This is a genomic window from Planococcus sp. 1R117A, from assembly GCF_051417975.1.
GTDB lineage: Bacteria > Bacillota > Bacilli > Bacillales_A > Planococcaceae > Planococcus > Planococcus shenhongbingii.
In genome coordinates, this window is record NZ_JBPRLO010000002.1 from 839,417 (window position 1) to 860,551 (window position 21,135).

Genomic DNA, 21,135 nt, shown 5'->3' on the forward strand with positions numbered 1-21,135 from the left:
CTCCAATTTTTTGAATTCAACAATTGACAAAGCAATAAAAAAGAATTGTTTTATGCACCGATGTTTTAACACCCCATATAATGCCACTAAACTTTAAAACTTCCGCGACCTCTGGTAATAAGGAATACAAAGTTTTTGGATTTATGAACTCTTCGACTCACCTTCTTAATAAACAGAATTTTCTGAAATCTTATTAATTTAACACTATACCTAAAAGGTATAATTGGCAATATTAATTAACTTTTTTCTAGAACATCTACGACTGTTCGTAAAGGTGTCCAACCACTTTGCGGACATCCGCCGTTTCTCAAATGTTTTCGCGAAGACAACCTAAAAAGCAAAAAATAAGAGGGCAGCCAGCTTAATCCCAAGCTGGCTACCCTCTTTGATTTTCATTTAATTTTGATCGCTAGATTAGTTTAACTTTTCACCAATTCTTCCGAAGGTTTCTGGATATCGAACGCTTTATTGATAGCCACTGCTTCTCCTTCTTGCAGACGTTTCTTATATTCAGCCGTTGCTGTGAAAAGGACATCTGTTGAAGAGTTAAGCGATGTTTCAAATGAATCTTGCAATACTCCGATGATGAACCCTACACCTACGACTTGCATCGCTACATCATTCGGAATTCCAAATAAGCTACACGCTAATGGAATCAGCAGCAGTGAACCGCCAGCAACGCCAGAAGCGCCGCATGCACAGACGGCTGCCAGCACACTAAGGATGATGGCTGTCGGTATATCCACTTGGATGCCAAGTGTATGCACTGCAGCAAGAGTCAAAACAGAAATCGTAACGGCCGCTCCTGCCATATTAACCGTAGCACCTAATGGAATAGATACAGAATAAGTGTCTTTATCCAAACCTAGTTTTTCACATAATGTCATATTCACAGGAATATTCGCTGCCGAGCTACGCGTAAAGAAGGCGGTAATGCCGCTTTCCCGCAAGCATCTGAATACAAGTGGGTACGGGTTTCTGCGAATGTTTATATAGACAATCAGTGGATTGACTACAAGAGCTACAAAGAGCATACAGCCAATCAGAAGAGCAAGCAATTTTCCATAGCTTAACAGCGACTCAAGGCCGTTTGCCGTAATCGACTCAATTACTAGACCCATGATACCAAGTGGCGCAAGTTTAATAACCCAGCCGACCAATTTGGCAACAGCATCAGAGAAATTTGTGATTAAGGTTTTTGTTGTATCAGCGGCATTTCTTAATGCCAGCCCAAGGACAATGGCCCAAGCTAAAATGCCGATATAGTTTGCATTGATCAGCGCATTGACCGGATTATCGACAACGTTCAATACCAAGGTTTTGATCACTTCAATTGCACTTCCAGGAGCCGTCAGATCTTCAGCGCCCTGCACAAGGCTTATATTAACCGGGAATATAAAACTAGCGATTACGGCTATTAATCCCGCTAAAAACGTTCCTAATAGGTAAAGGAAGACGATTGATTTCATATTGGTTTGCTGGCCCTTTTTATGCTGGGCAATCGATGCCATAACCAAGAACAGCACTAATACCGGAGCGATTGCCTTCAATGCCCCTACAAATATTGCGCCGAAAATGGTTAAAGATTTTGCTGCTTCCGGAACCGAAACAGCCAAGATAATCCCAACAATCAAGCCAATCAAGATTTGCTTTACGATACTTAAGCGATTCCACATTTTTAACACTTTCATTAATATTCCCCCTGTTAATTTCTCTTGATGCTACACCCCGACCCTTACTGTGTAAATAATTCTTTTAACACGCAACCTCCTTGAACAGCAGAAAATTTTTTATCTAATTCTATTCTATTTCAAAGAAAAGAACGAATTAAACAAAAATTTCATAAAATCAATTTTTAATTTACCACGGTTTGGGCAATATAGCTATTGTTTTTTCTCTCCCCTTCTAACTTTTTGATTTTTCGGAAATTTTTTTAACAGGATTTCCTAAAAAAGATAGATAATGAACAAAGCATCTTTAAAATTGTTAAAAAAGCTATTTACCTCCTCTTTTTTTAGATGCATTCTATGTGCAAAGGAGTTTGCGCAGGAATAATCTGAAAATCCGTTTATAATCATTGCAGAGCTGCCCGTATTTATTTGAAGCCAGAAAAAATGCACTTCCGGCTTAAACTTTCAAATACGCCCCGGTATAAGAAACCGCATTTTTGGCGACTTGTTCCGGCGTCCCTTCCGCTACGATGAAGCCCCCCGCTTCTCCGCCTTCCGGTCCCAAGTCGATGATCCAATCGGTTTCCTGGATCATTTCCGTATTGTGCTCAACAATGATGACGGTATTGCCGGCATCGACCAATTTATTGAGCAATAAAAGCAGCTGTTTGACGTCATTCGGATGCAAGCCGGTCGAAGGCTCGTCCAGAATATATAAAGTTTGTCCTTTCGCCGGTTTGTTTAATTCCTTGGCGAGTTTCAGCCGCTGAGCTTCCCCGCCGGACAAAGTTGTAAGCGTCTGGCCCCATTTCAAATAACCGAGGCCCACTTCGAGAAGTAGATTTATCGTCGTCACCACTTTCTTGTTTTCTGAAAACAGCAGCATGCTTTCTTCAATACTGAGGTCCAGAATGCTTGAAATGGAATGCCCTTGATACGTCACTTCCAACACTTCCTCTTTAAACCGTTTCCCGCTGCATATCGGACAGATCACTTCCAAGTCCGGCAGGAAATGCATATTGACAAAGACATACCCCATTCCTTGGCAATGCTCACAGCGCCCGCCTTCCGTATTGAAAGAGAAATGCTTAGCGGTCAGCTGCCGCTCTATCGATTCCGGCAGTTTGGCGAAAAGAGTCCGGAATAAGGTATAAACTTCCGTATACGTAGCGACATTAGACCGCTGCATTCTGCTTAGCGCGGATTGGTCAACGGTCACGATCCGGCCAATCGCTTCCATCCCTTCAATTTGGCTATACCCTTCTTTTATATGGTCCTCTTCCGCGCTTGCTGCCAAGACATCAAAAAGCAGCGAAGATTTCCCTGATCCGGATACACCCGTTACGGCGATAAAACAGCCGAGCGGAAATGAAACGGTGACGTTTTTTAAATTGTTTTTGACAGCGTTATAGACCGTGATTTTTTGGCCATTGCCGGCTCTTCTCTCCTGCTTCGGTTGATACGTTTCTTTCAGGTATGCCCCGGTTACCGATTGTTCCTGGATCATCAAGGATTCCAACGTGCCTTGCCCAACGATTTCACCGCCCCGCATTCCTGCTCCTGGGCCAATGTCTATAATCCAATCAGCGTGTTCCATCACATCCACATCATGTTCGATCACCAGCACCGTATTGTCGAGATCCCGCAATTGCTTCAAGACTTTTACGAGTCCTTCGGTGTCTTTTGGGTGAAGGCCTGCAGTCGGCTCATCAAGGATGTAAAGGACCCCGGACAAGGCAGATCCAAGAATGGTTGCCAGCCGGAGACGCTGCGACTCCCCGCCCGATAACGTGACTGATTGCCGGTCCATAGACAAATAGCCGAGCCCGACTCCAACAATCCGCTCAATTTTCACTTTCAATTCAAAAACAAGTGATCTGGCAATGGAACCTTCCCTGTCTACTAATTCCTTTGCGATTTCCTGGACCCATCCAAGGATTTCATCCAAAACGGTATCCGGGAAACTTCAGAGATTGGCTTGTGGGCCACCAACACTTGCCGGCTTTCTTTTTTCAGTTTTTCGCCCTGGCATTCCGGACATATTTGATGATAAAAATAGACGGCCTCGTTTGAAACGCCTTCTCTTTCTCTGTACCTCCTCCACATCGCTGTCAATATCCCTTCAAACTTGCCTTTATTGGTTGTTTTTGGAGGCGTTATGTCCGGAAAACGTCTCTTAAACTGCTCGCTTTCCACTCCGTAATACAGCAAGTCCCGCTGTTCAGGGCTATAATCTTTTAACGGCATATCTGCATTAAACTCAAAACCATAATGTTTAGCAGCCGCTTTTAATACGAGTCCGTAATAATCATTCAAATTTTGAAACCAGATTCTGACTGCTCCCGCATTTAAGCTCCGTTCTTCATCAAATACCAGTTCTTTCCGGATGCTCAATGTCTTTCCTAAACCCAGACAAGTTTCACAAGCCCCTTCCAAAGTATTAAATGAAAAATGGGCTTTGTTCAGGTTTTTCATCTGAAAACCACAATTCGGACATGGCATCACCAGACTTTCTTCGTCCAAATCGGCCGGCTTTTTTACCATGGCACGGCAATTCGGACATTCCCGCTCTCCTAATTTTTCATAAATGACTCTTAAGTACGTATACATGTCCGTAACCGTTCCTACAGTCGAGCGGGGATTGCGATTGGTCGTCGTATTCTGGCTGACCCCGACAGACGGTGACAGCCCCATGATCGATCCGACTTTCGGTTTATTGATGAAATTCGTTGTCATGCCGTTCATTTCAAAATATTGCCGCTGGCTTTCCCGCTGGAGGATATCAATTGCCAATGTCGATTTTCCGGAGCCAGATGGTCCTGTAATCACCACAAACTTGTTTTTGGAAATATTCACGGAGATGTTTTTCAAATTGTTTTCTGCAGCTTCTTTAATTTGAATAAAGTCTGTCATGCCTTCTCCTCCTCAACAGAAATCGCTAAATTTTAATGTCCTCCATTATCGTGCTCTTCAAGAGGAATCTGCTTGTCCAATTCCCGGTCCATCATAGCAGGAAAACAGAAAAAGTCTTTTTCGGCACAGCGCTTCTTATAATCCTCGATTCGCATGCGGTCGTCGGTGTCTGTTGATTCCGTCAACACATAATCGACTGAAAGAACTTTCTTTCCTGCATCTCTAACCATCTCCAAATAAGGAAGACGTTCTTTCACATCACCGCTTTTTTCTGCTTCATCATACCAAAGATCTTCCGCCCCTATTCCATCAATGGCGGTTAAATATGAACCGTCATCATAATCAAAGATGCTTTCGGCGTTTTGTGGAAACACTTGAAAATCAGGAGAACTTTCTTTGGCCTTTGCTGAAATCCGCTTCACCAAATCCATCATCCGTTCTGCAGCTTCCTTCTCATTTTGCGGGTCCGCAGCAAGATGCGGTTCGTGTAAATAAGTCGCTTTATTTCCCCAATAAACATAAGCGTCAACTATGTCCAGGTATAGGCCATCAAAACCGGCACCTTTGATTTTATCCAGTTCCGGCTCTAATATGCTCCACCAATGTTCGTCCCAATATCGCACTTTTACGCTTTCTGGCCAGTCCGGATTCGGCTTTCGGCCAATCCACTCAGGTGCATCTTCTGCTACATTTATTATGCCGTCTTCTTCAACACCCCATGCCGTCTGCCAATAAGGCAAATAAACACTTGCTTCTCCTATGCTGAGATACGCCAAAACTGTCGTGCCGCTCGCTTTAATTTTATCTATTTGTTCTTTTGTGAAGCGCGTTTTCCCATCAGCTATTGGATCGATGACAGCAATTTCATAACCGCTGTCGGCAATTTGAACCGGATTGGTATTTTGCAGTTGATAAAGCCAAGTCTTTTGAATGGTTATTTCTCCTCTAGCTGTTTGGCTCTGAGTGTTTTCTTCTTTCTCCACCGAACAACCGGCAACAGCTATTAGGAGCAGCAGTTCAAAACAGGAAACAATTTTAACTCTATCCAACATGCTGATCCCCACCCCACCCGCAGCGATTTTCTCTATCAAAACTTAGTTATCTCCTTGCAGAAAGAGCTTTTTCCTCATGCTGCACTTCTTTTTGATTTATTATAATTCCAGGTCTCGCTTTTATACAAATCGCCGCGGTTAATTTTTTCAGCGCATATTTGCCAAAAAGAAGGGTAAATTAACATCTGAGGTGATCAAATGGATCAGGAACAAGCAAAATCATTATTGAAAGAATTAATTCAAATCAAAAGTGTCAATCCCCCTGGCAATGAAACGGAGGTCGCCAAAAGATTGAAAATCCTTTTCGATGAGCATGGCATTGAAAATGAGTTCGTGGAATATGACGACAATCGGGCCAATCTAATTGCTCATATAAAAGGTGAAGAAGAAGGTCCTGCCCTCGGGTTCACTGGCCATATGGATGTTGTCCCGACAGGTGAAATCGAATGGGAACACGATCCTTTCGCAGCCGAAGAACAAGACGGCAAAATTTATGGGCGCGGTGCCTGCGATATGAAAAGCGGACTCGCAGCCTGTGTGCTCGCTATGGTTTCGCTGAAAAAAGAAGGCTTCCCCAAAAAAGGCAGCATTACACTTTTAGCCACAGTCGGTGAAGAAGCAGGAGCGGTCGGCGCCAAACAACTGACGGCATTAGGTTACGCTGATCCGTTGGATGCCTTGATTGTCGCGGAACCGACTCAAAACCAAATCAAGATTGCCCATAAAGGTGCATTATGGCCGCAAATCATCACTTATGGAAAAACCGCTCATGGCTCGATGCCGGATATGGGAACGAATGCGGTGATTCATATGAATGAAATTATCCATAAGTTATTAGGGAAAGAATTTGAAATGCAATTTGAGGAAGACGAGTTGCTGGGCGGCGCTACGTTTAGTGTCAACGTCATCAGCGGCGGATCAAACACAAATGTCGTGCCAGACCGCTGTGTGGTAAATATCGATATCCGTACGGTCCCTTCCCAGAACCATCAACAAATTATCGGGCAAATTGAACAGACCATCCAATCTGCGACCCTAAGGTATCCGGACCTAAAGGCAGATATCCGAATATTAAACGATCAGCCTTCTTTAAGGACTTCACGTGAGGATCCTTTTGTCCAAGTGGTTCAAGACGCAGTCAAAGCAAGGGGCCGTACGACTGCGCTTGGGGGAATGACAGGATATACCGACGGCTCACAATTTTCCCAAGCGAGTAAGAAGTTCCCCATCATCGTATTAGGTCCAGGCGATACAAAGCTTGCCCATCAGCCGGATGAATATGTTGAAGTTGATGAATATCTGAGCAGTATTCAACTTTATAAGGACATTGCAAAAAAGTTTTTAGCCTAAATTCCTAACAGTAAATGAATAAAACCGAGTAGTCTTCATTGGAAGACTACTCGGTTTTTTAAATTAGAAATACAAAATCATACTTTCAGTTTCAGCCGGTCTTTTAATGAAAACCTTCTATGCTAATAATTTAAAGCTGATACATCATCGAATTTATTTCTGTGGCCGTCTGCTTTTTTCACGCTTTTTCATTTCTTCTGCAATCAATTGGAAAGATTTCAGTTTGTCTTGAAAATCATAAGCAATAGCCACAAGCATCACTTCATCCGCGGCATAACCGGCAGCCAGCTTTTCCAGCCTGTCCACCACTTGTTCAGGCGTCCCGACAATCATCCGCTTGCGATTTTCTTCAACCAGCAGCCGTTCAAATTTTGAATAAGGATAATTCATTGCCCGTTGCGGCGGCGGCGTGCCTTTAGAAGGCATGCCTTGTGCCCCCATCACGAGAGCCAAATCCATAGAAGATGCTACCCACTCTGCCTGTTCTTCTGTTTCCTGGCACATAATGAAAATAGCAACACCCTGGTACGGTTTACTGCCATCATTCGATACAAAGCGGTCGCGATAAGTCCTTGCAAAACTTTGGCCTCCTGCTCCGTTGATGAACTGGGCAAACATATAAGGGAGGCCTTTTTCGGCTGCCAGTTCCGCAGAACTTTGCCCTGTCCCAAGCATCCAGATTGGAGGAGCAGCAGCTGTCACTGGTGTCGCTTTCATCCCGTAATAAGAATGTTCTTCCGGAATCGAATCCGTCAAATACATTCTTAAATCTTCTATTTGATCCGGGAATCGGCTGACATCGCGCTTCCGCCCTTCGTTTAAGGCATAGCTCGCCCGTGGCATGCCGCCTGGTGCCCGTCCAACTCCTACATCAATTCGATGTGGATAAAGCGCTTCTAATAATTTAAAGTTTTCCGCTACTTTGAATGCTGAATAATGCGGAAGCATAACTCCGCCTGACCCCAGGCGAATGGTGTTTGTCACAGCACCTAGATGAGCAATCAAAACTTCGGGAGACGAGCCCGCAAGTGTTGTAGCATCGTGATGCTCTGAAACCCAAAAACGCGTATATCCCCACTCTTCCGCTTTCTGTGCCAGCATCGCTGTGTGTTTCAACGCCTCTTGCGGTGTACTTCCTTCTGAAATCGGTGATTGGTCCAAGATGCTGTATTTCAATGGCGCCATAAGTCTATTGCCTCCTATTTAAGTTACTACATAGCCGAGAGAACGCAAAACATTCTTAATGAATAAATGAGATGAAATGAATACATCTTCACGTTCCGGTTCCTGAAAAAGATCATGATAACAACGCGGCCATTCTTTAAAGCTGAATTCTTTTAATTCCTGTTGTTTGAGCCAAAGTTTCGTATATGCTTGGTCAGCGATTGCATCAACTTCACCTGTTTGGATAAAAATCGGGATGTCCGGAAATTTCCCGATGTTCTGCGCTGTTTGCTTCAAATAAGTCTGCAATTCATGATACCATCCAACGGTCACAGTAGAGTTATACAAGGAATCGTCTTTTTCTTGTTCAATTACTTCTTTATTGCGCGTTAAGTCATGGATATGGATATTATGTTCAATTGCCATATTAGAGGTCAGTTTATGCAAGCCGGTCAGTGCAGTCGAAAATTTCGATGGAGTTTTTATCAAACGCAGCCAAGGAGAACTAAAGACGACGCCAGCTATTGGGTAAGGGTTATTGCTTAAGAAATTCATAACAATAGTAGCTCCAAGTCCATGGGCAACGATAAACACCGGGAGCTGTTCTTCTAAAGCAGCAAGAGTCGAAGCCCGGACCGATTCCTCATAGGCTATAAACGATTCCTGATGCGGCTGATTTGCCGGCGCACTTTTCCCATGGCCTGGCAAATCTCCTGTAATGACGTGAAAATTCTCAGAACGCCATTGATCGATTTGCCAGGCATAGCGAATATGGTGTTCATACGCGCTGTGCACGAGCACTATAACTGCCTTTGCTTGTCCTTTCGCTTCCCATTTCCACATCTGCTGTACTCCTTTCTTCATCCTTTATCCAACCAACAGATTTGACCTTTGCAACAAATTTGTTACGATTATAGATATCTTATCTTTTTTAACGGAGGTTTTCCATGATTTACCCATTCAACGGCAAGCACCCATCCATTCATCCATCCGTATTCATTGCGGACCATACAACAATCACCGGTGATGTGACAATTGGTGCTGAATCATCCGTCTGGTTCAATACCGTCATACGCGGTGACGTCTCTCCGACTATCATCGGAAACAAAACCAATATCCAGGATTTATGCATGCTTCACCAGAGTCCAGGGAAAACATTGATTCTTGAAGACAATGTTACGATTGGCCATCAAGTGACACTCCATAGCTGCATTATCCGAAAAGGCGCACTGATTGGCATGGGATCCATCATATTAGACGGCGCTGAAGTTGGAGAAGGCGCATTCATCGGAGCTGGAAGCCTCGTTCCGCCCGGCAAAGTTATTCCGCCCGGAATGCTGGCGCTTGGGCGTCCAGCGAAAGTGGTCCGTGAACTCCGGGATGATGATAAGCAAGATATGGAACGCATCGTCCGGGAGTATGCGGAAAAAGGTGCTTACTATAAATCATTGCAAAAAAATTATATCGAGCAAGAAAAATAACAACAAAAAAGACGATCAGGCATTTTTGCCTGATCGTCTTTTTTGTTGTTTTTTAAGCTTGTCCATTAAAGATGCCTGATTGTTCTCTAAGAACTTCCACTTTATCTGTACGTTCCCATGGAAGGTCGATATCGGTGCGTCCAAAATGTCCATATGCTGCTGTCTGTTTGTAGATCGGGCGTCGAAGGTCAAGCATTTTGATGATTCCAGCCGGGCGCAAATCGAAGTTTGCACGGACTAGATCGTCCAAAATTTCTTCGTCGACTTTGCCTGTTCCAAATGTATCAAAAGCGATTGATACTGGATGAGCTACGCCGATTGCGTAAGCCAATTGCACTTCGCAACGATCTGCCAAGCCTGCCGCTACGATGTTTTTCGCTACATAACGAGCTGCATAAGCCGCTGAACGGTCCACTTTCGTCGCGTCTTTTCCTGAGAATGCGCCGCCGCCATGGCGTGCAAAGCCGCCGTAAGTATCAACAATAATTTTGCGCCCTGTAAGGCCCGCATCTCCTTGTGGACCACCGATTACAAAACGGCCAGTCGGGTTAATGAAGTATTTTGTTTCATCATCCATCAAATGTTGAGGGACAACTTCATTGATGACATATTCTTTGATGTTGCGCTGTATTTGTTCAAGTGTCACTTCCGGGTGATGCTGTGTGGAAATAACGATGGTGTCCACGCGAAGCGGTTTATTGTTTTCATCGTATTCGATGGTAACTTGTGTTTTGCCATCGGGACGCAAGTATGGAAGTATTTCTTCTTTGCGCACTTGAGCCAATCGGCGTGCCAATTTATGGGCTAGAGAGATTGGTAGAGGCATTAATTCTTCCGTTTCGTTGCACGCGAATCCGAACATCAGACCTTGGTCTCCTGCTCCGATATCGTCTAATTCTTTATCAGTCATTTGGCCTTCACGCGATTCAAGCGCTACGTTTACTCCAGCAGCGATGTCCGGTGATTGCTCATCGATAGATGTCAGAACTGCACTTGTTTCTGAGTCAAAGCCATATTTAGCACGTGTATAACCGATTTCCCGTACTGTTTCACGTACAACTTTCGGGATATCAACGTAAGTGGAAGTCGTAATTTCCCCTGCAACAAGCACTAACCCTGTAGTTACAGTGGTTTCGCATGCAACACGTGCATTGGGATCTTCTGCTAAAATGGCATCCAGGATTGCATCTGAAATCTGGTCACAGATTTTATCCGGATGTCCTTCTGTTACTGATTCTGATGTGAATAATCGACGGTTTTTCAAAATGTGTTTCCTCCTTATATCCTGCGAGATTGCTCTCGAAATTGATACGGTACTCGTTTCCCATGTCAAGTCCGTTCCGTGAGGATTGAACTTCAAGCCGTTGTGGCCTTTGTACACGAGGATTAAGGGCAATTTCATAAAAAAATCCCATCCATCATTTGCATGTGGAAAGGAGAAATCATCATAAGCACCTTTCACTCTTATCGTCCAAGGTTGAGTTCCTTGCTTCAGGTTTGGCACCTTCTCTGCAATTTGCAGCAGGTTGCCGGGTTTCATAGGGCCTGTCCCCTCCACCAGCTCGGAATAAGAGTATCCGTTCAATTTTTCATCATACGGAAAGTATAATGTTATGTCAACGTTTTTCAATCAATCTTTCCACATTAAATCATTAATTGGTTATAATAGGTGATTCAAGATCATAAAATGTATTTTTTTCATTACAATCAGTTATTAGTATAGACTAATGGGCTCAATGTGTTATACTAATGTTCGAATATACATCCTCCCCATCACCATGGGAATAACCGAAAAGGAAGGTACATATAAATGAATCCAGTGAACTTCGCAAACAACTTAAAGGATCTTTTAAATGGCCAAAATGTGCACGTCCAGCTTTCAGTTCCGCAATTAGTGGAAGCGGCAACATCACGTGGGGAAGCCGTATTGACTCGAGAAGGCGCTGTAAAAGCTGAAACCGGCAAATATACAGGCCGCTCGCCTAAAGACAAGTATATAGTAGAAGAAGACATTTCAAAAGACAAAATTGATTGGGGCGCTGTCAACCGTCCGATTTCTTCTGAGGTTTTTGAAAACTTATATAACAAAGTAATCGAGCATTTGAAACAACAAGATGCATTATATGTTTTCAAAGGCTTTGCAGGAGCAGACCCAGAGTCTCGTTTGGCTATCCAGACGATCAATGAGTACGCTTGGCATAATCTGTTCGCCCACCAATTGTTCATCCGCCCGACTGCAGAAGAACTGGCGGCGCATGAAGCGGAATTCACCGTTGTCTACGCCCCGACATTCCAAGCGGATCCTGCAGTGGACGGCACTGATTCTGAAACGTTTATCATCGTTTCTATGGAGAAAAAAATCATTCTGATCGGCGGCACTGAATACGCCGGCGAAATGAAAAAATCCATCTTCTCCATCATGAACCACATCTTGCCTGAAAAAGGCATTCTTCCGATGCACTGTTCAGCTAACGTAGGCCAAGAGGGCGACGTAGCATTATTCTTCGGTTTATCCGGAACAGGAAAAACAACTTTATCTGCTGATGAAGACCGTAAATTGATCGGCGATGACGAGCACGGCTGGTCGGATAATGGCGTCTTCAATATTGAAGGCGGCTGCTATGCGAAAACCATCAATCTTACACGTGAGCACGAACCTCAAATCTATGACGCCATCCGTTTCGGTGCTGTTCTTGAAAACGTTGTCGTTGACGAAGATACACGCATCCCGGATTATCACGATGGATCATTGACTGAAAATACACGTGCCGCTTACCCGATCCAGGCAATTGATAATATTGTGGATCCTTCGGTAGCAGGGCACCCAAAAACAATCGTATTTTTGACAGCTGATGCTTTCGGCGTGTTGCCTCCAATCAGCAAATTGACGAAAGAACAAGCAATGTATCATTTCTTAAGCGGCTACACATCTAAACTGGCTGGAACAGAGCGCGGGGTTACTTCTCCTGAAGCGACATTCTCAACTTGCTTCGGATCACCTTTCCTTCCTTTGCATGCGACTGTGTACGCTGAAATGCTTGGACAAAAAATCGACGAGCATGGCGTTGATGTATTCCTTGTAAATACGGGCTGGACTGGCGGCGAGTACGGAGTCGGCAGCCGTATGAAATTGTCATACACACGCACAATGGTGCGTGCTGCAATCAAAGGCGAACTTCATGATATCGAAACTGATAAAGAAGAAATCTTTGGCCTGCAAATTCCAAAACAAATAACTGGCGTGCCTTCTGAAATCTTGAATCCGCGCAATGCATGGGCAGACAAAGAAGCTTACGACAAGAAAGCAAAAGAACTTTCTCAGGAATTCCAAGAAAACTTCAAAAAATTCGGCACCGTTTCAGCTGACATCAGCGTTCAAGGCGGACCGGCAAAAATCTAATAAGCAAGCTAAAAAGCTATCCTTTATGGATAGCTTTTTTCATTGAAAGTTCACAAATTTTATTTATCTACATATAAAACGATATTCAGTGAAATCTCTTACTCCTGTCTCTGCATTGTACTTGTATCGCTGCACTAGCTTCTTCGCAAAGGTAATGGCCGAACTTTCGGCCATTACCTTTCGTGCCTTCTCATCCATTCCGTCAACGCTTTTACGGTTTTGCGATTGGCTGCTGGCGGAAAGAAATGGGTATACTCCGGGAAATACCAAGTTTCGTGCTGTTGGCCGTTCAGCTTCAATGCTTCTTCCAGTAAATACGCTTGGCCAGGCGAAACATTTTCATCTTTTAGACCGTGGATGATTAGAATAGGCGCTTTCGCTTCATCTAAACGCAGCAAAGGGTTACGCTCTTCATAAGCGGTCAATGCCGTATTTGGCGTGCCTCCGTATAGTCTTTTCATCATCCGCCGCATATCTGGCCGTTCTTTATAGGTTAAGACTGTATCGGTTACGCCTGCCCATGTTACCACTGATGTGATGTCATCTCTTAATACAGCCGTCCATAAGGCCATGATGCCTCCGCGCGAAAAAGCCAGAATGTGGACCCTTCCGCTGCAGAATTCCTTTAAGACATCTACCGCGTATACCGCATCCCATTTATCCGCTCCTCCAAATTCATCCCGTCCTTGCCCTCCCCGATTTCCTCTGTAATACGGGGCAAACACGACAAATCCTTGAGCCGCAAATTGGGCGATTCGTGCAGGACGCACCATTCCAATTGACTGGATGCCACCTCTCAGATAAAGAATGCCGCTCCATTTTCCAGGCTTTTTCGGTTCAGCCAAGAGGCCTTTCACTTTTAACCCATCGGACCAATAAACGATTTCCGTCAGCCGGACATTCGGATTTGGCGATGGATAGATTTTTTTCGATTCAATCGTCCCATTTTCCATGTTGCATCACCTTCTTTATAATTTCCTTCATTCCTTTGTCTTTCATTAAAAAGCTGTATGAATCATCCAAAAGGAGCTGCTCCGACAAAACAACGCCTTCTGTTTCCATCAAAGCGATGGCTTCCAAGCGCTCTGTCTCCGCAATAAAAACCGTTTTGCAAAACGGTTGATCTGAAAAAACCATGTACTCAGCCAGCCATTCCAGTTTGCCAATGACCGCACCGGTTTCTTCATATACTTCCCTAACCGCAGCCTTTGCTAAACTTTCCCCTGGCTCCACTTTGCCGCCTGGAAATTCCAAGCCACGGGTTTTATGCTTTGTCAGCACCCACTTGCCGTTATATTTGCAAACCACCAACACATGCCTGCTTTCAACCCGAAAGATTCCAGGTTCAAAAGACAGTTTGCACAGATTGCCGTTCAAGTCTATGTATTCCATTCATTCACCTCTTGGACATCAGAAAAAGCGTACACTGATTAACAGTGTACGCTTCTGTATCTCTATTTTACTTCTTTTCGCCCAAAAATGCTGACAACATCCAAGAATGTTTCTCTAAGTTTTGGTGAATGGCATTTAACATGTCTTCTGTCATGTCATCATTGTCTTCAGCTGCCAGTTCCATGCCCTTTTTCAATGACTTCATAATTGTATCGTAATCAGACACAACCGTCTGAACCATTGCATCCGAATCTTCTTTGCTTGTGGCTTCTTTTACCACCGATAGCTCCAACTGCTCTTTCATCGTTGCCACTGGTTTTCCGCCAAGGGCCAACAAGCGTTCTGCAATTTCATCCATATATTGAGTTGCCTCATTATACAATTCCTCAAATTTCACATGCAATGTAAAGAATTGATGGCCTTTTACATACCAGTGAAAATTATGTAATTTCGTGTAGACTACTGACCATGTTGCGACTTGTACGTTTAACTCTTTGTTTAATTCCGTTGACATTCAAATCACTCTCCAATGTTTTTGATAAGCTTACATACTTTATTTATACCTCTCTTCTGCTTACAATAAACATAATGACAATTCCCCAGAAAGAAGCTGACCTTAAATGAAGACCATTCTGCTTAAGATCATTCGCTTTTATCAGCGTTTCATATCTCCTTTATCTCCCCCCAGCTGCCGTTTTTATCCGACTTGTTCCCATTATGGAATTGAGGCGGTCGAAAAGCATGGTGCTTTAAAAGGCGGATATTTAGCAGCGAGACGCATCTTGAGATGCCATCCATTCAATAAAGGCGGAGTCGATTTTGTTCCGGAAAAATGGCCACCAAAAAAATAATTGGTGGTTTTTCTTGTGTTTTCAAAAGAAATCGTGTAACATTCATTTTGTTCTTAAAACGTAACCGTTACAATTTGGAGGTACAAAATGAAAAATCTCATCCTATTAATTGCCCTTATTCTTTTATTGGCAGCTTGCGGCAATCCTGCAAGTGAAACGCAAACTGAAGCTGAAGATGATTCAAAACTGCAAGTTAAAACCACTGTCTATCCGCTTACATACTTTACGGAACGCATTGGCGGTGACCGTGTTACTGTCGAATCGGTTTATCCTGCCGGGGCAAATGAACACAGTTTTGAACCTACCCAACAAGACATGATTGCGCTTGCTGAAGCGGATCTAATGTTTTATATTGGGCTGGGATTGGAAGGTTTTATTGACAGCGCGAAAAAAACATTAAGTAATGAGAATGTTAAATTTGTCGCTACTGCTGATTCCATTAGCGATGAAGAATTGGTTGATGCAAGCCATTCTGAGGAAGAACATAGTGATGATGCTCATGAAGAAGAAGCACACGAGGAAGAAGGCCACGAAGGCCATAACCACGGTTCAACAGACCCGCATGTCTGGATATCCCCTGTTCTTAGCCAAAAGTTGGCGGAGTCCATCAAAGATTCATTAATCGAAGCAGATCCGGAAGGCTCCGAGACTTACGAAAACAATTACACGAAATTAATAACAGAACTTGAAGCGCTTGACCATTCGTTCGCTGACCTTTCTGAACGAGTAGAAAACGATACGTTCTTTGTTTCTCATTCAGCGTTCGGTTATATTGCTGAACCATATGGCTTTAACCAAGTGGCAGTAGCTGGATTAAACAGCCAAGATGAGCCATCTCAAAAAGAACTGACTAAAATTGTTGATTTGGCAAAAGAAAAAGACATCCAATACATTATTTTTGAACAGAATGTTTCTTCGAATTTAACCGAAGTCATTCAAAAAGAAGTGGGTGCAGAAGCGGTTCAAATGCATAATTTGGGCGTCTTGACACAAGAAAACATTGACAACGGTGAAACATATTTCACGTTGATGGAAAAGAACTTGCAGACATTGGAAACAGTATTAAAATAAACTTGCCAAAAAGGCGTATTCCGATAGGAGTACGCCTTTTTTGTTTATAATGAAGCTATGACGCATGTCAAAGAAGCGGTGTATTAAAATTCGCAAGGAGGAGAAAACATGAAATCAGAAAATGAAGCAGTTAAGACTATTGATGAGTATATCGCCCAATTCCCTACGGATATCCAGGAAACACTTGAGAATCTCCGGAAATTGATCAAAGAAGAAGCTCCTCAAGCAGATGAAAAAATCAGTTATCAAATGCCGACATTTTATCTCCACGGAAACCTTGTCCACTTTGCAGCTTTCAAAAATCATATCGGCTTCTATCCCACTCCCACCGGCATCACCGCTTTTGAAAATGAATTATCCAAGTATAAAAGCGCCAAGGGATCCGTCCAATTCCCGCTGCATGAACCTTTGCCATTAGATCTGATCCGGCAAATTGTCAGGTACAGAGTAAAAGAAAACCTGAAGAAATCCAAAAACAAGCCACAATAAAACAGCCAGTCTGCCATCACAACTTTTAGTTGAATAGATAACAGATTGGCTGTCTACTTTTGCGTATGAGCAAATCCTCAATCATTCATTGAGCTTAGTTCCTTCTCATTCCCCGAACCATTTTCACCGACAAAAAAAGTGATAGGGCTGGCCAAGTCAAGTTGATTTAAGCCTTGTATTGAGGGGAGGTCAAAGAGATATTGATTGAAATTCGGTACTTGGCCTTGCATTAAACTGTTTCTCTTTAAAAACACTGTACTCACTTCCAAGCTTCTGATTTCATCATAATTCTTGAGTGCGTTTCCGCTTCATGTATTTAGAGAATTCAACTATGGATATAAAAAATAAAACCTAGACAAGCGGGGGATTCAAAGAAAACCCGGCGGACGAATTCCCTCTCTGTAAACTTAAGAAAATAATGAGAAACACGAGATAAAAACTGGCAAAGACATTCCACTTTAAAGCCCGTTTCTGCTCTTTTTCTTTGTCAGCCAAAAAAACTGATGCTTATGAAGCATTATCAGAACTGACGCTATAAATGCCCATTCCGGTATCTTCAAAACCATTAAAGTAGTTGGGAAAAAATCGTTGACCATCATTAAGGTAAATCCCATGATTCATACAGAAACAACCCACCGCACACGTTCCCCTCCAGTAACCGCCTTATTCTTTGCTCTTTAAACGCATCACTTCTTCCTCTAGAACTGCAATCCGGGCTTCCAAGCTTTTTTGAGAAGCAGACTTTCTTTTTACCATAACTAAAACCGCTCCGATGATGAGAACTAAAACAATCCATAACAATAACGGAGAAAGAGCTATTAAAGTACTCAAATTCTTGCCTCCTCTTTAGGTCTCTTATTCAATGAATACTATACGAAAACAGTTGGAAATAGTTTCAATTTCCCTTGTTTCTTTTTATATCATTAAACATGTCCCTGGCAAAGAGACGTGTTTTCCGATCTTTAAAATTCTTTGCTCCACTCCTCGTCTTCCAATATTTCTCCAGTTTCAGCTATATAGCCCGCAATCAGCGTGCCATGCTGCAACTGGCCTTCATTTTGAAGAAAAGAAATCAACTCAGCAAACCGTTGCTCATCTTCTGCTTCTTTATTCCTTGGAATGGATAAACGGACAACTGGGCTGACAGCATGTTCTTTATAACTCCCTGGAGTTAAAAGATCAATGGCTAAATCCCGCCCAATCAAATCGTCAAAAAAGACATGGAATTCTGCAGAATCCCCAAACAGTTGCGATATATACGGACGAATTTCACTTTCCAATTCAGCAGCCCATTTTTCAGAAACAAAAGTATCCACCATTTCTTGTGTATTCTCATCATAATAAACCAAAAACTTTGTAGCACTCTTTTTGTCGCGCACCTTTGCTGCATAATCAAACGTGAAATTGCCCATATTGTCGTACAACACATCGTAGATTTCAAAATCCTTATTAAAATTTTCTTCTATATAAACTTCTGCTTGGCCTCGAATCTTTTGTTCTTCATCTTTATCCGTTTTCATGCTCCAGAGAAAAGAAACAATAAGCAATCCAATCCCAAGTGCAATCACAGCTAAAAGAACCAATACAACTTTAATGGCTTTCCTCAAGCAAGAACCTCCTTTTTAAAAAGTGAGAATAGGTCTACTTTTTTTAAAAATAGGACTGGCTTTCTATGCAATAAGTTTCAGTCTCGTTATTTTCTATAAAGCAGTGCTTGATTTAATCCTATAAATTTTACCGGTTAATCTTTCACTCTGGTTTGGCAAAAAAAACAGCATGAATTCCCCAAGGAATTCATGCTGTCTTCACAACTTTACTTCATAACCAATTCCGCTTTCCGCGCTCAATTCAATTTCTCCATTTTCTACAGTTATTTCTGGAATGATAATATCCTCGTTCCAGAAATGCTGAGAATCGGAGAAATCACCGGGCAGCGTAATTCCTGGCAAAGACGCCAATGCCAGATTATGCGCTTTGGAGACGCCAAATTCAATCATGCCGCCAACCCACATGCCGATAGAATGTGTTCGGCATAACCTTGCAACTTTTAATGCTTCGCTCCAACCGCCAAGCCTGCCCATTTTCAAGACAATCATATCGCCGGCTTGTTCATCAATCATTCGCTGAACATCTTCTATGCTTGAAATGCTTTCATCTAGGCAGATAGCGGTATTCATTGCTTTTTTCGCCTTGGTATGGAGCTGCCATTGCTGTTCCCCAAAAGGCTGTTCGATTAACGTGAATCCTGCCTGGTCGAGTTCTAAAAGCTTGTCAAACGATTCTTCCGCAAATGCTCCATTGGCATCTGCGAAAAAGAGCTGATTGGGGTATTTCCGAATAATTCCTGCCAGCATATCCAAATCGGAGTCCGGGCTGATTTTAATTTTAATGCGGCTATACCCTGCTGATACAGCTTCCGCCACTTGTTCTTCTAATTTTTCTGGATCTGCAGCCACCACTACACCGGCTGGAATCATCCGGTCTTCTCCGCCGACCATTTTCCAAAGCGGCATGTCTTTTTTCTTGGCGAATAAATCCCATACAGCCATTTCGATTGCGGCTTTTGCCATACGATTGCCTTTCACTTGCTGAAACATCCGGTTTACATGGCCGGGATGCTTCAAACTTTGATGCAGCAAGATCGGGATCAGCACTTTTTCAATGACAAACCGGCTGCTTACCACCGTCTCTTCCGTATACCAAGGCGTCGAGAACGCCACACATTCTCCGTAGCCTTCCACACCTTCTGCATCGGTCACTTTAACAATCAGGCTTTCACGCTCTTCCACAGTCTGCAAAGACGTCTTAAACGGCCTTTTTAAAGGTTTATTCACCTCTCGCAATTCAATCCCCGCAATTGTCAGTTCCATAGCTTCAACTCTCTTCGGAGGAGCTTATTCGATGCATTGCGCGGCAATTCATCAGCAAATGATAACCGCTTTGGCACTTTATAGGAAGCAATTTGATCCCTGCAGTATGCCAATAGCTCATCCGCTTCCGCAGATTCATTCAATACGACAAAAGCCACTGGAACTTCACCCCATTCTTCATCCGGTACTCCGCATACTCCCGCTTCCCGGACAGCCGGATGCGCAAGCAGCACTTTTTCAATTTCCGCCGGATAAATATTTTCTCCACCTGAAACGATCAAATCCGATCTTCTATCCACCACAAACAAAAAGCCTTCCTCATCCAAGTAACCAACATCACCTGTATGAAGCCAGCCCTCTTTCTGGACTTTTCTGTCGGAAAACCTGCCGATGTATCCCGGAGTTACTTGAGGACCATGAATCAGGATTTCTCCTTTTTCTCCTGCTTTTGCTGTGCCATCTATTTTAACTTGATACAAAAACAGCGGTTTGCCTGAAGAACCGATTTTCCGTTCTGCATCCGCTGATTGCAGCGTAGTCGTCTGCGAGGATGTTTCCGTCATGCCATAAGTTTGCAGAACCGGTATGCCACATTGTTCCGCACGCTTGATATAGGCCACCGGAATCGGACCGCCTCCTGCAAGAATCGCTTTAAAACGCGGAGATGCGGCCAAAGAAGCTTCTTCCACATTTCTCAAAATACGTTCAAGCATCACGCCGACCATAGACATATGTGTCACGGTCCCGCTGCATATTTCTTTGGCACTGCGCTCAGCATCAAATTTTTCATACAGCCTTACACCCATGCCATATATAAGGGACCGCATCAAGATGGAAAATCCACTGATGTGGAATAACGGGACAGAACAAAGCCAGACATCATCAGGGGAGATTCCGATGTTTAACGCAGATGAAACGGCACTCGAAAAATGGTTTTCCGCAGTCTGCCGAACACCTTTGGGATTTCCCGTCGTCCCGGATGTATACATGATTGAGATTGTACGCCCTTTCTCCCACTCATGCTGAATTTCAAACTCAGCCGGAACCGCTTCCCGGATGGAACTGAATAAAATCGGATGGTAATTCTTCACTTTTTCTTTCAATTCATCTTCTACTAAAACAAATTCAGCTTCAGAGTCTTCAATTTGATAAGCCAGTTCTGGTGGCGCCAGCCGTTCATTGAGCATGACCATTTCGCAGCCAACGTGCATGCAGCCATACATGACAAAGACAAATTCGGGATTGGACTTTGCCAAAATGGCGACACGAGACTCTTTTGCAACTCCCAGTGCCGTCAGTTTACCAGCGTACTCGAGCGCTATTTCATTCATTTCAGCAAAAGTCCATTGCTGCTCTTGGAACGATAACGCCATGCGGCCACCACTTAAATGGCTGCGTTGGCTCAACCAATTCGGATAAGTCATCTAAAAAA

General features: G+C 43.4%; 18 protein-coding genes, 1 pseudogene and 1 riboswitch. Of the genes and pseudogenes, 6 read left to right on the forward strand and 13 right to left on the reverse strand.

Going from position 1 to position 21,135, the window contains the following annotated elements:
• Positions 1 to 419: 419 nt before the first annotated feature.
• The 3 genes and pseudogenes from sstT to ACSFXN_RS09585 form a co-directional block, all read right to left on the reverse strand.
• A complete protein-coding gene (gene sstT / locus ACSFXN_RS09575) occupies positions 420 to 1,691 on the reverse strand; it encodes a serine/threonine transporter SstT (protein ID WP_437149871.1) in 1,272 nt (423 codons plus the stop codon).
• A gap of 436 nt (positions 1,692 to 2,127) precedes the next feature.
• Positions 2,128 to 4,583, reverse strand: a pseudogene (gene uvrA / locus ACSFXN_RS09580) (excinuclease ABC subunit UvrA).
• A 32-nt stretch (positions 4,584 to 4,615) separates the two neighbouring features.
• Complete coding sequence (locus ACSFXN_RS09585) at positions 4,616 to 5,674, reverse strand: MJ1477/TM1410 family putative glycoside hydrolase (protein ID WP_437149872.1); 1,059 nt, start codon at positions 5,672 to 5,674, stop codon at positions 4,616 to 4,618.
• Between the two features lie 159 nt (positions 5,675 to 5,833).
• Between ACSFXN_RS09585 and ACSFXN_RS09590 the strand changes: the two genes are divergently transcribed.
• A complete protein-coding gene (locus tag ACSFXN_RS09590; protein WP_437149873.1) occupies positions 5,834 to 6,985 on the forward strand; it encodes an ArgE/DapE family deacylase in 1,152 nt (383 codons plus the stop codon).
• A 153-nt stretch (positions 6,986 to 7,138) separates the two neighbouring features.
• Here the strand turns inward: ACSFXN_RS09590 and ACSFXN_RS09595 are convergent, their stop codons facing one another.
• A complete protein-coding gene (locus tag ACSFXN_RS09595) occupies positions 7,139 to 8,170 on the reverse strand; it encodes an LLM class flavin-dependent oxidoreductase (protein ID WP_437149874.1) in 1,032 nt (343 codons plus the stop codon).
• 18 nt (positions 8,171 to 8,188) lie between these two features.
• Complete coding sequence (locus ACSFXN_RS09600; RefSeq protein WP_437149875.1) at positions 8,189 to 8,992, reverse strand: alpha/beta fold hydrolase; 804 nt, start codon at positions 8,990 to 8,992, stop codon at positions 8,189 to 8,191.
• A 104-nt stretch (positions 8,993 to 9,096) separates the two neighbouring features.
• On the opposite strand from ACSFXN_RS09600, the gene ACSFXN_RS09605 reads away from it, so the two are divergent.
• The gene (locus ACSFXN_RS09605) at positions 9,097 to 9,630 is read left to right on the forward strand and encodes a gamma carbonic anhydrase (RefSeq protein WP_437149876.1); all 534 of its coding nucleotides are present in this window, start codon (positions 9,097 to 9,099) and stop codon (positions 9,628 to 9,630) included.
• 52 nt (positions 9,631 to 9,682) lie between these two features.
• On the opposite strand, the gene metK is transcribed toward ACSFXN_RS09605, so the two are convergent.
• On the reverse strand, positions 9,683 to 10,894 hold the full coding sequence (gene metK, locus ACSFXN_RS09610; RefSeq protein WP_437149877.1) for a methionine adenosyltransferase: 1,212 nt from the start codon (positions 10,892 to 10,894) through the stop codon (positions 9,683 to 9,685).
• Between the two features lie 197 nt (positions 10,895 to 11,091).
• A riboswitch (SAM riboswitch) is annotated at positions 11,092 to 11,204 on the reverse strand.
• A gap of 236 nt (positions 11,205 to 11,440) precedes the next feature.
• Between metK and pckA the strand changes: the two genes are divergently transcribed.
• Positions 11,441 to 13,030, forward strand: a complete 1,590-nt coding sequence (pckA, locus tag ACSFXN_RS09615; protein WP_437149878.1) for a phosphoenolpyruvate carboxykinase (ATP) — start codon at positions 11,441 to 11,443, stop codon at positions 13,028 to 13,030.
• A 173-nt stretch (positions 13,031 to 13,203) separates the two neighbouring features.
• Here pckA and ACSFXN_RS09620 read toward each other — a convergent pair whose 3' ends face one another.
• The 3 genes from ACSFXN_RS09620 to ACSFXN_RS09630 form a co-directional block, all read right to left on the reverse strand.
• Positions 13,204 to 13,983 (reverse strand): alpha/beta hydrolase family protein, encoded by a 780-nt coding sequence (locus ACSFXN_RS09620; RefSeq protein ID WP_437149879.1) that lies wholly within the window; start codon positions 13,981 to 13,983, stop codon positions 13,204 to 13,206.
• Positions 13,964 to 14,422 (reverse strand): NUDIX domain-containing protein, encoded by a 459-nt coding sequence (locus tag ACSFXN_RS09625; RefSeq protein WP_437149880.1) that lies wholly within the window; start codon positions 14,420 to 14,422, stop codon positions 13,964 to 13,966. The genes ACSFXN_RS09620 and ACSFXN_RS09625 overlap by 20 nt, the downstream gene beginning before the upstream one ends.
• 67 nt (positions 14,423 to 14,489) lie before the next feature.
• Complete coding sequence (locus ACSFXN_RS09630) at positions 14,490 to 14,936, reverse strand: Dps family protein (protein WP_300992174.1); 447 nt, start codon at positions 14,934 to 14,936, stop codon at positions 14,490 to 14,492.
• Between the two features lie 106 nt (positions 14,937 to 15,042).
• Between ACSFXN_RS09630 and yidD the strand changes: the two genes are divergently transcribed.
• From yidD to ACSFXN_RS09645, 3 genes are all read left to right on the forward strand, one after another.
• Entirely contained in the window at positions 15,043 to 15,273 is a 231-nt protein-coding gene (yidD, locus tag ACSFXN_RS09635) for a membrane protein insertion efficiency factor YidD (RefSeq protein WP_437149881.1), read from the forward strand.
• A gap of 87 nt (positions 15,274 to 15,360) precedes the next feature.
• Entirely contained in the window at positions 15,361 to 16,344 is a 984-nt protein-coding gene (locus ACSFXN_RS09640; protein ID WP_437149882.1) for a metal ABC transporter solute-binding protein, Zn/Mn family, read from the forward strand.
• Between the two features lie 108 nt (positions 16,345 to 16,452).
• A complete protein-coding gene (locus ACSFXN_RS09645) occupies positions 16,453 to 16,833 on the forward strand; it encodes an iron chaperone (RefSeq protein WP_437149883.1) in 381 nt (126 codons plus the stop codon).
• A gap of 663 nt (positions 16,834 to 17,496) precedes the next feature.
• Here the strand turns inward: ACSFXN_RS09645 and ACSFXN_RS09650 are convergent.
• From ACSFXN_RS09650 to ACSFXN_RS09665, 4 genes are all read right to left on the reverse strand, one after another.
• On the reverse strand, positions 17,497 to 17,664 hold the full coding sequence (locus ACSFXN_RS09650) for a hypothetical protein (RefSeq protein WP_437149884.1): 168 nt from the start codon (positions 17,662 to 17,664) through the stop codon (positions 17,497 to 17,499).
• A 131-nt stretch (positions 17,665 to 17,795) separates the two neighbouring features.
• Entirely contained in the window at positions 17,796 to 18,440 is a 645-nt protein-coding gene (locus ACSFXN_RS09655; protein ID WP_437149885.1) for a hypothetical protein, read from the reverse strand.
• Between the two features lie 198 nt (positions 18,441 to 18,638).
• Complete coding sequence (menC, locus tag ACSFXN_RS09660) at positions 18,639 to 19,703, reverse strand: o-succinylbenzoate synthase (RefSeq protein WP_437149886.1); 1,065 nt, start codon at positions 19,701 to 19,703, stop codon at positions 18,639 to 18,641.
• The gene (locus ACSFXN_RS09665; RefSeq protein ID WP_437149887.1) at positions 19,694 to 21,127 is read right to left on the reverse strand and encodes an o-succinylbenzoate--CoA ligase; all 1,434 of its coding nucleotides are present in this window, start codon (positions 21,125 to 21,127) and stop codon (positions 19,694 to 19,696) included. Before ACSFXN_RS09665 ends, menC begins: the two co-directional genes overlap by 10 nt.
• Positions 21,128 to 21,135 lie beyond the last annotated feature (8 nt).

Coding starts and splice junctions, on each gene's coding strand:
- sstT (WP_437149871.1), bottom strand. CDS start 1,691: ATGAAAGTGTTAAAAATGTGGAATCGCTTAAGTATCGTAAAGCAAATC.
- ACSFXN_RS09600 (WP_437149875.1), bottom strand. CDS start 8,992: ATGTGGAAATGGGAAGCGAAAGGACAAGCAAAGGCAGTTATAGTGCTC.
- ACSFXN_RS09590 (WP_437149873.1), top strand. CDS start 5,834: ATGGATCAGGAACAAGCAAAATCATTATTGAAAGAATTAATTCAAATC.
- pckA (WP_437149878.1), top strand. CDS start 11,441: ATGAATCCAGTGAACTTCGCAAACAACTTAAAGGATCTTTTAAATGGC.
- ACSFXN_RS09645 (WP_437149883.1), top strand. CDS start 16,453: ATGAAATCAGAAAATGAAGCAGTTAAGACTATTGATGAGTATATCGCC.
- ACSFXN_RS09630 (WP_300992174.1), bottom strand. CDS start 14,936: ATGTCAACGGAATTAAACAAAGAGTTAAACGTACAAGTCGCAACATGG.
- ACSFXN_RS09640 (WP_437149882.1), top strand. CDS start 15,361: ATGAAAAATCTCATCCTATTAATTGCCCTTATTCTTTTATTGGCAGCT.
- ACSFXN_RS09595 (WP_437149874.1), bottom strand. CDS start 8,170: ATGGCGCCATTGAAATACAGCATCTTGGACCAATCACCGATTTCAGAA.
- ACSFXN_RS09620 (WP_437149879.1), bottom strand. CDS start 13,983: ATGGAAAATGGGACGATTGAATCGAAAAAAATCTATCCATCGCCAAAT.
- ACSFXN_RS09665 (WP_437149887.1), bottom strand. CDS start 21,127: ATGACTTATCCGAATTGGTTGAGCCAACGCAGCCATTTAAGTGGTGGC.
- ACSFXN_RS09605 (WP_437149876.1), top strand. CDS start 9,097: ATGATTTACCCATTCAACGGCAAGCACCCATCCATTCATCCATCCGTA.
- menC (WP_437149886.1), bottom strand. CDS start 19,703: ATGGAACTGACAATTGCGGGGATTGAATTGCGAGAGGTGAATAAACCT.
- yidD (WP_437149881.1), top strand. CDS start 15,043: ATGAAGACCATTCTGCTTAAGATCATTCGCTTTTATCAGCGTTTCATA.
- ACSFXN_RS09625 (WP_437149880.1), bottom strand. CDS start 14,422: ATGGAATACATAGACTTGAACGGCAATCTGTGCAAACTGTCTTTTGAA.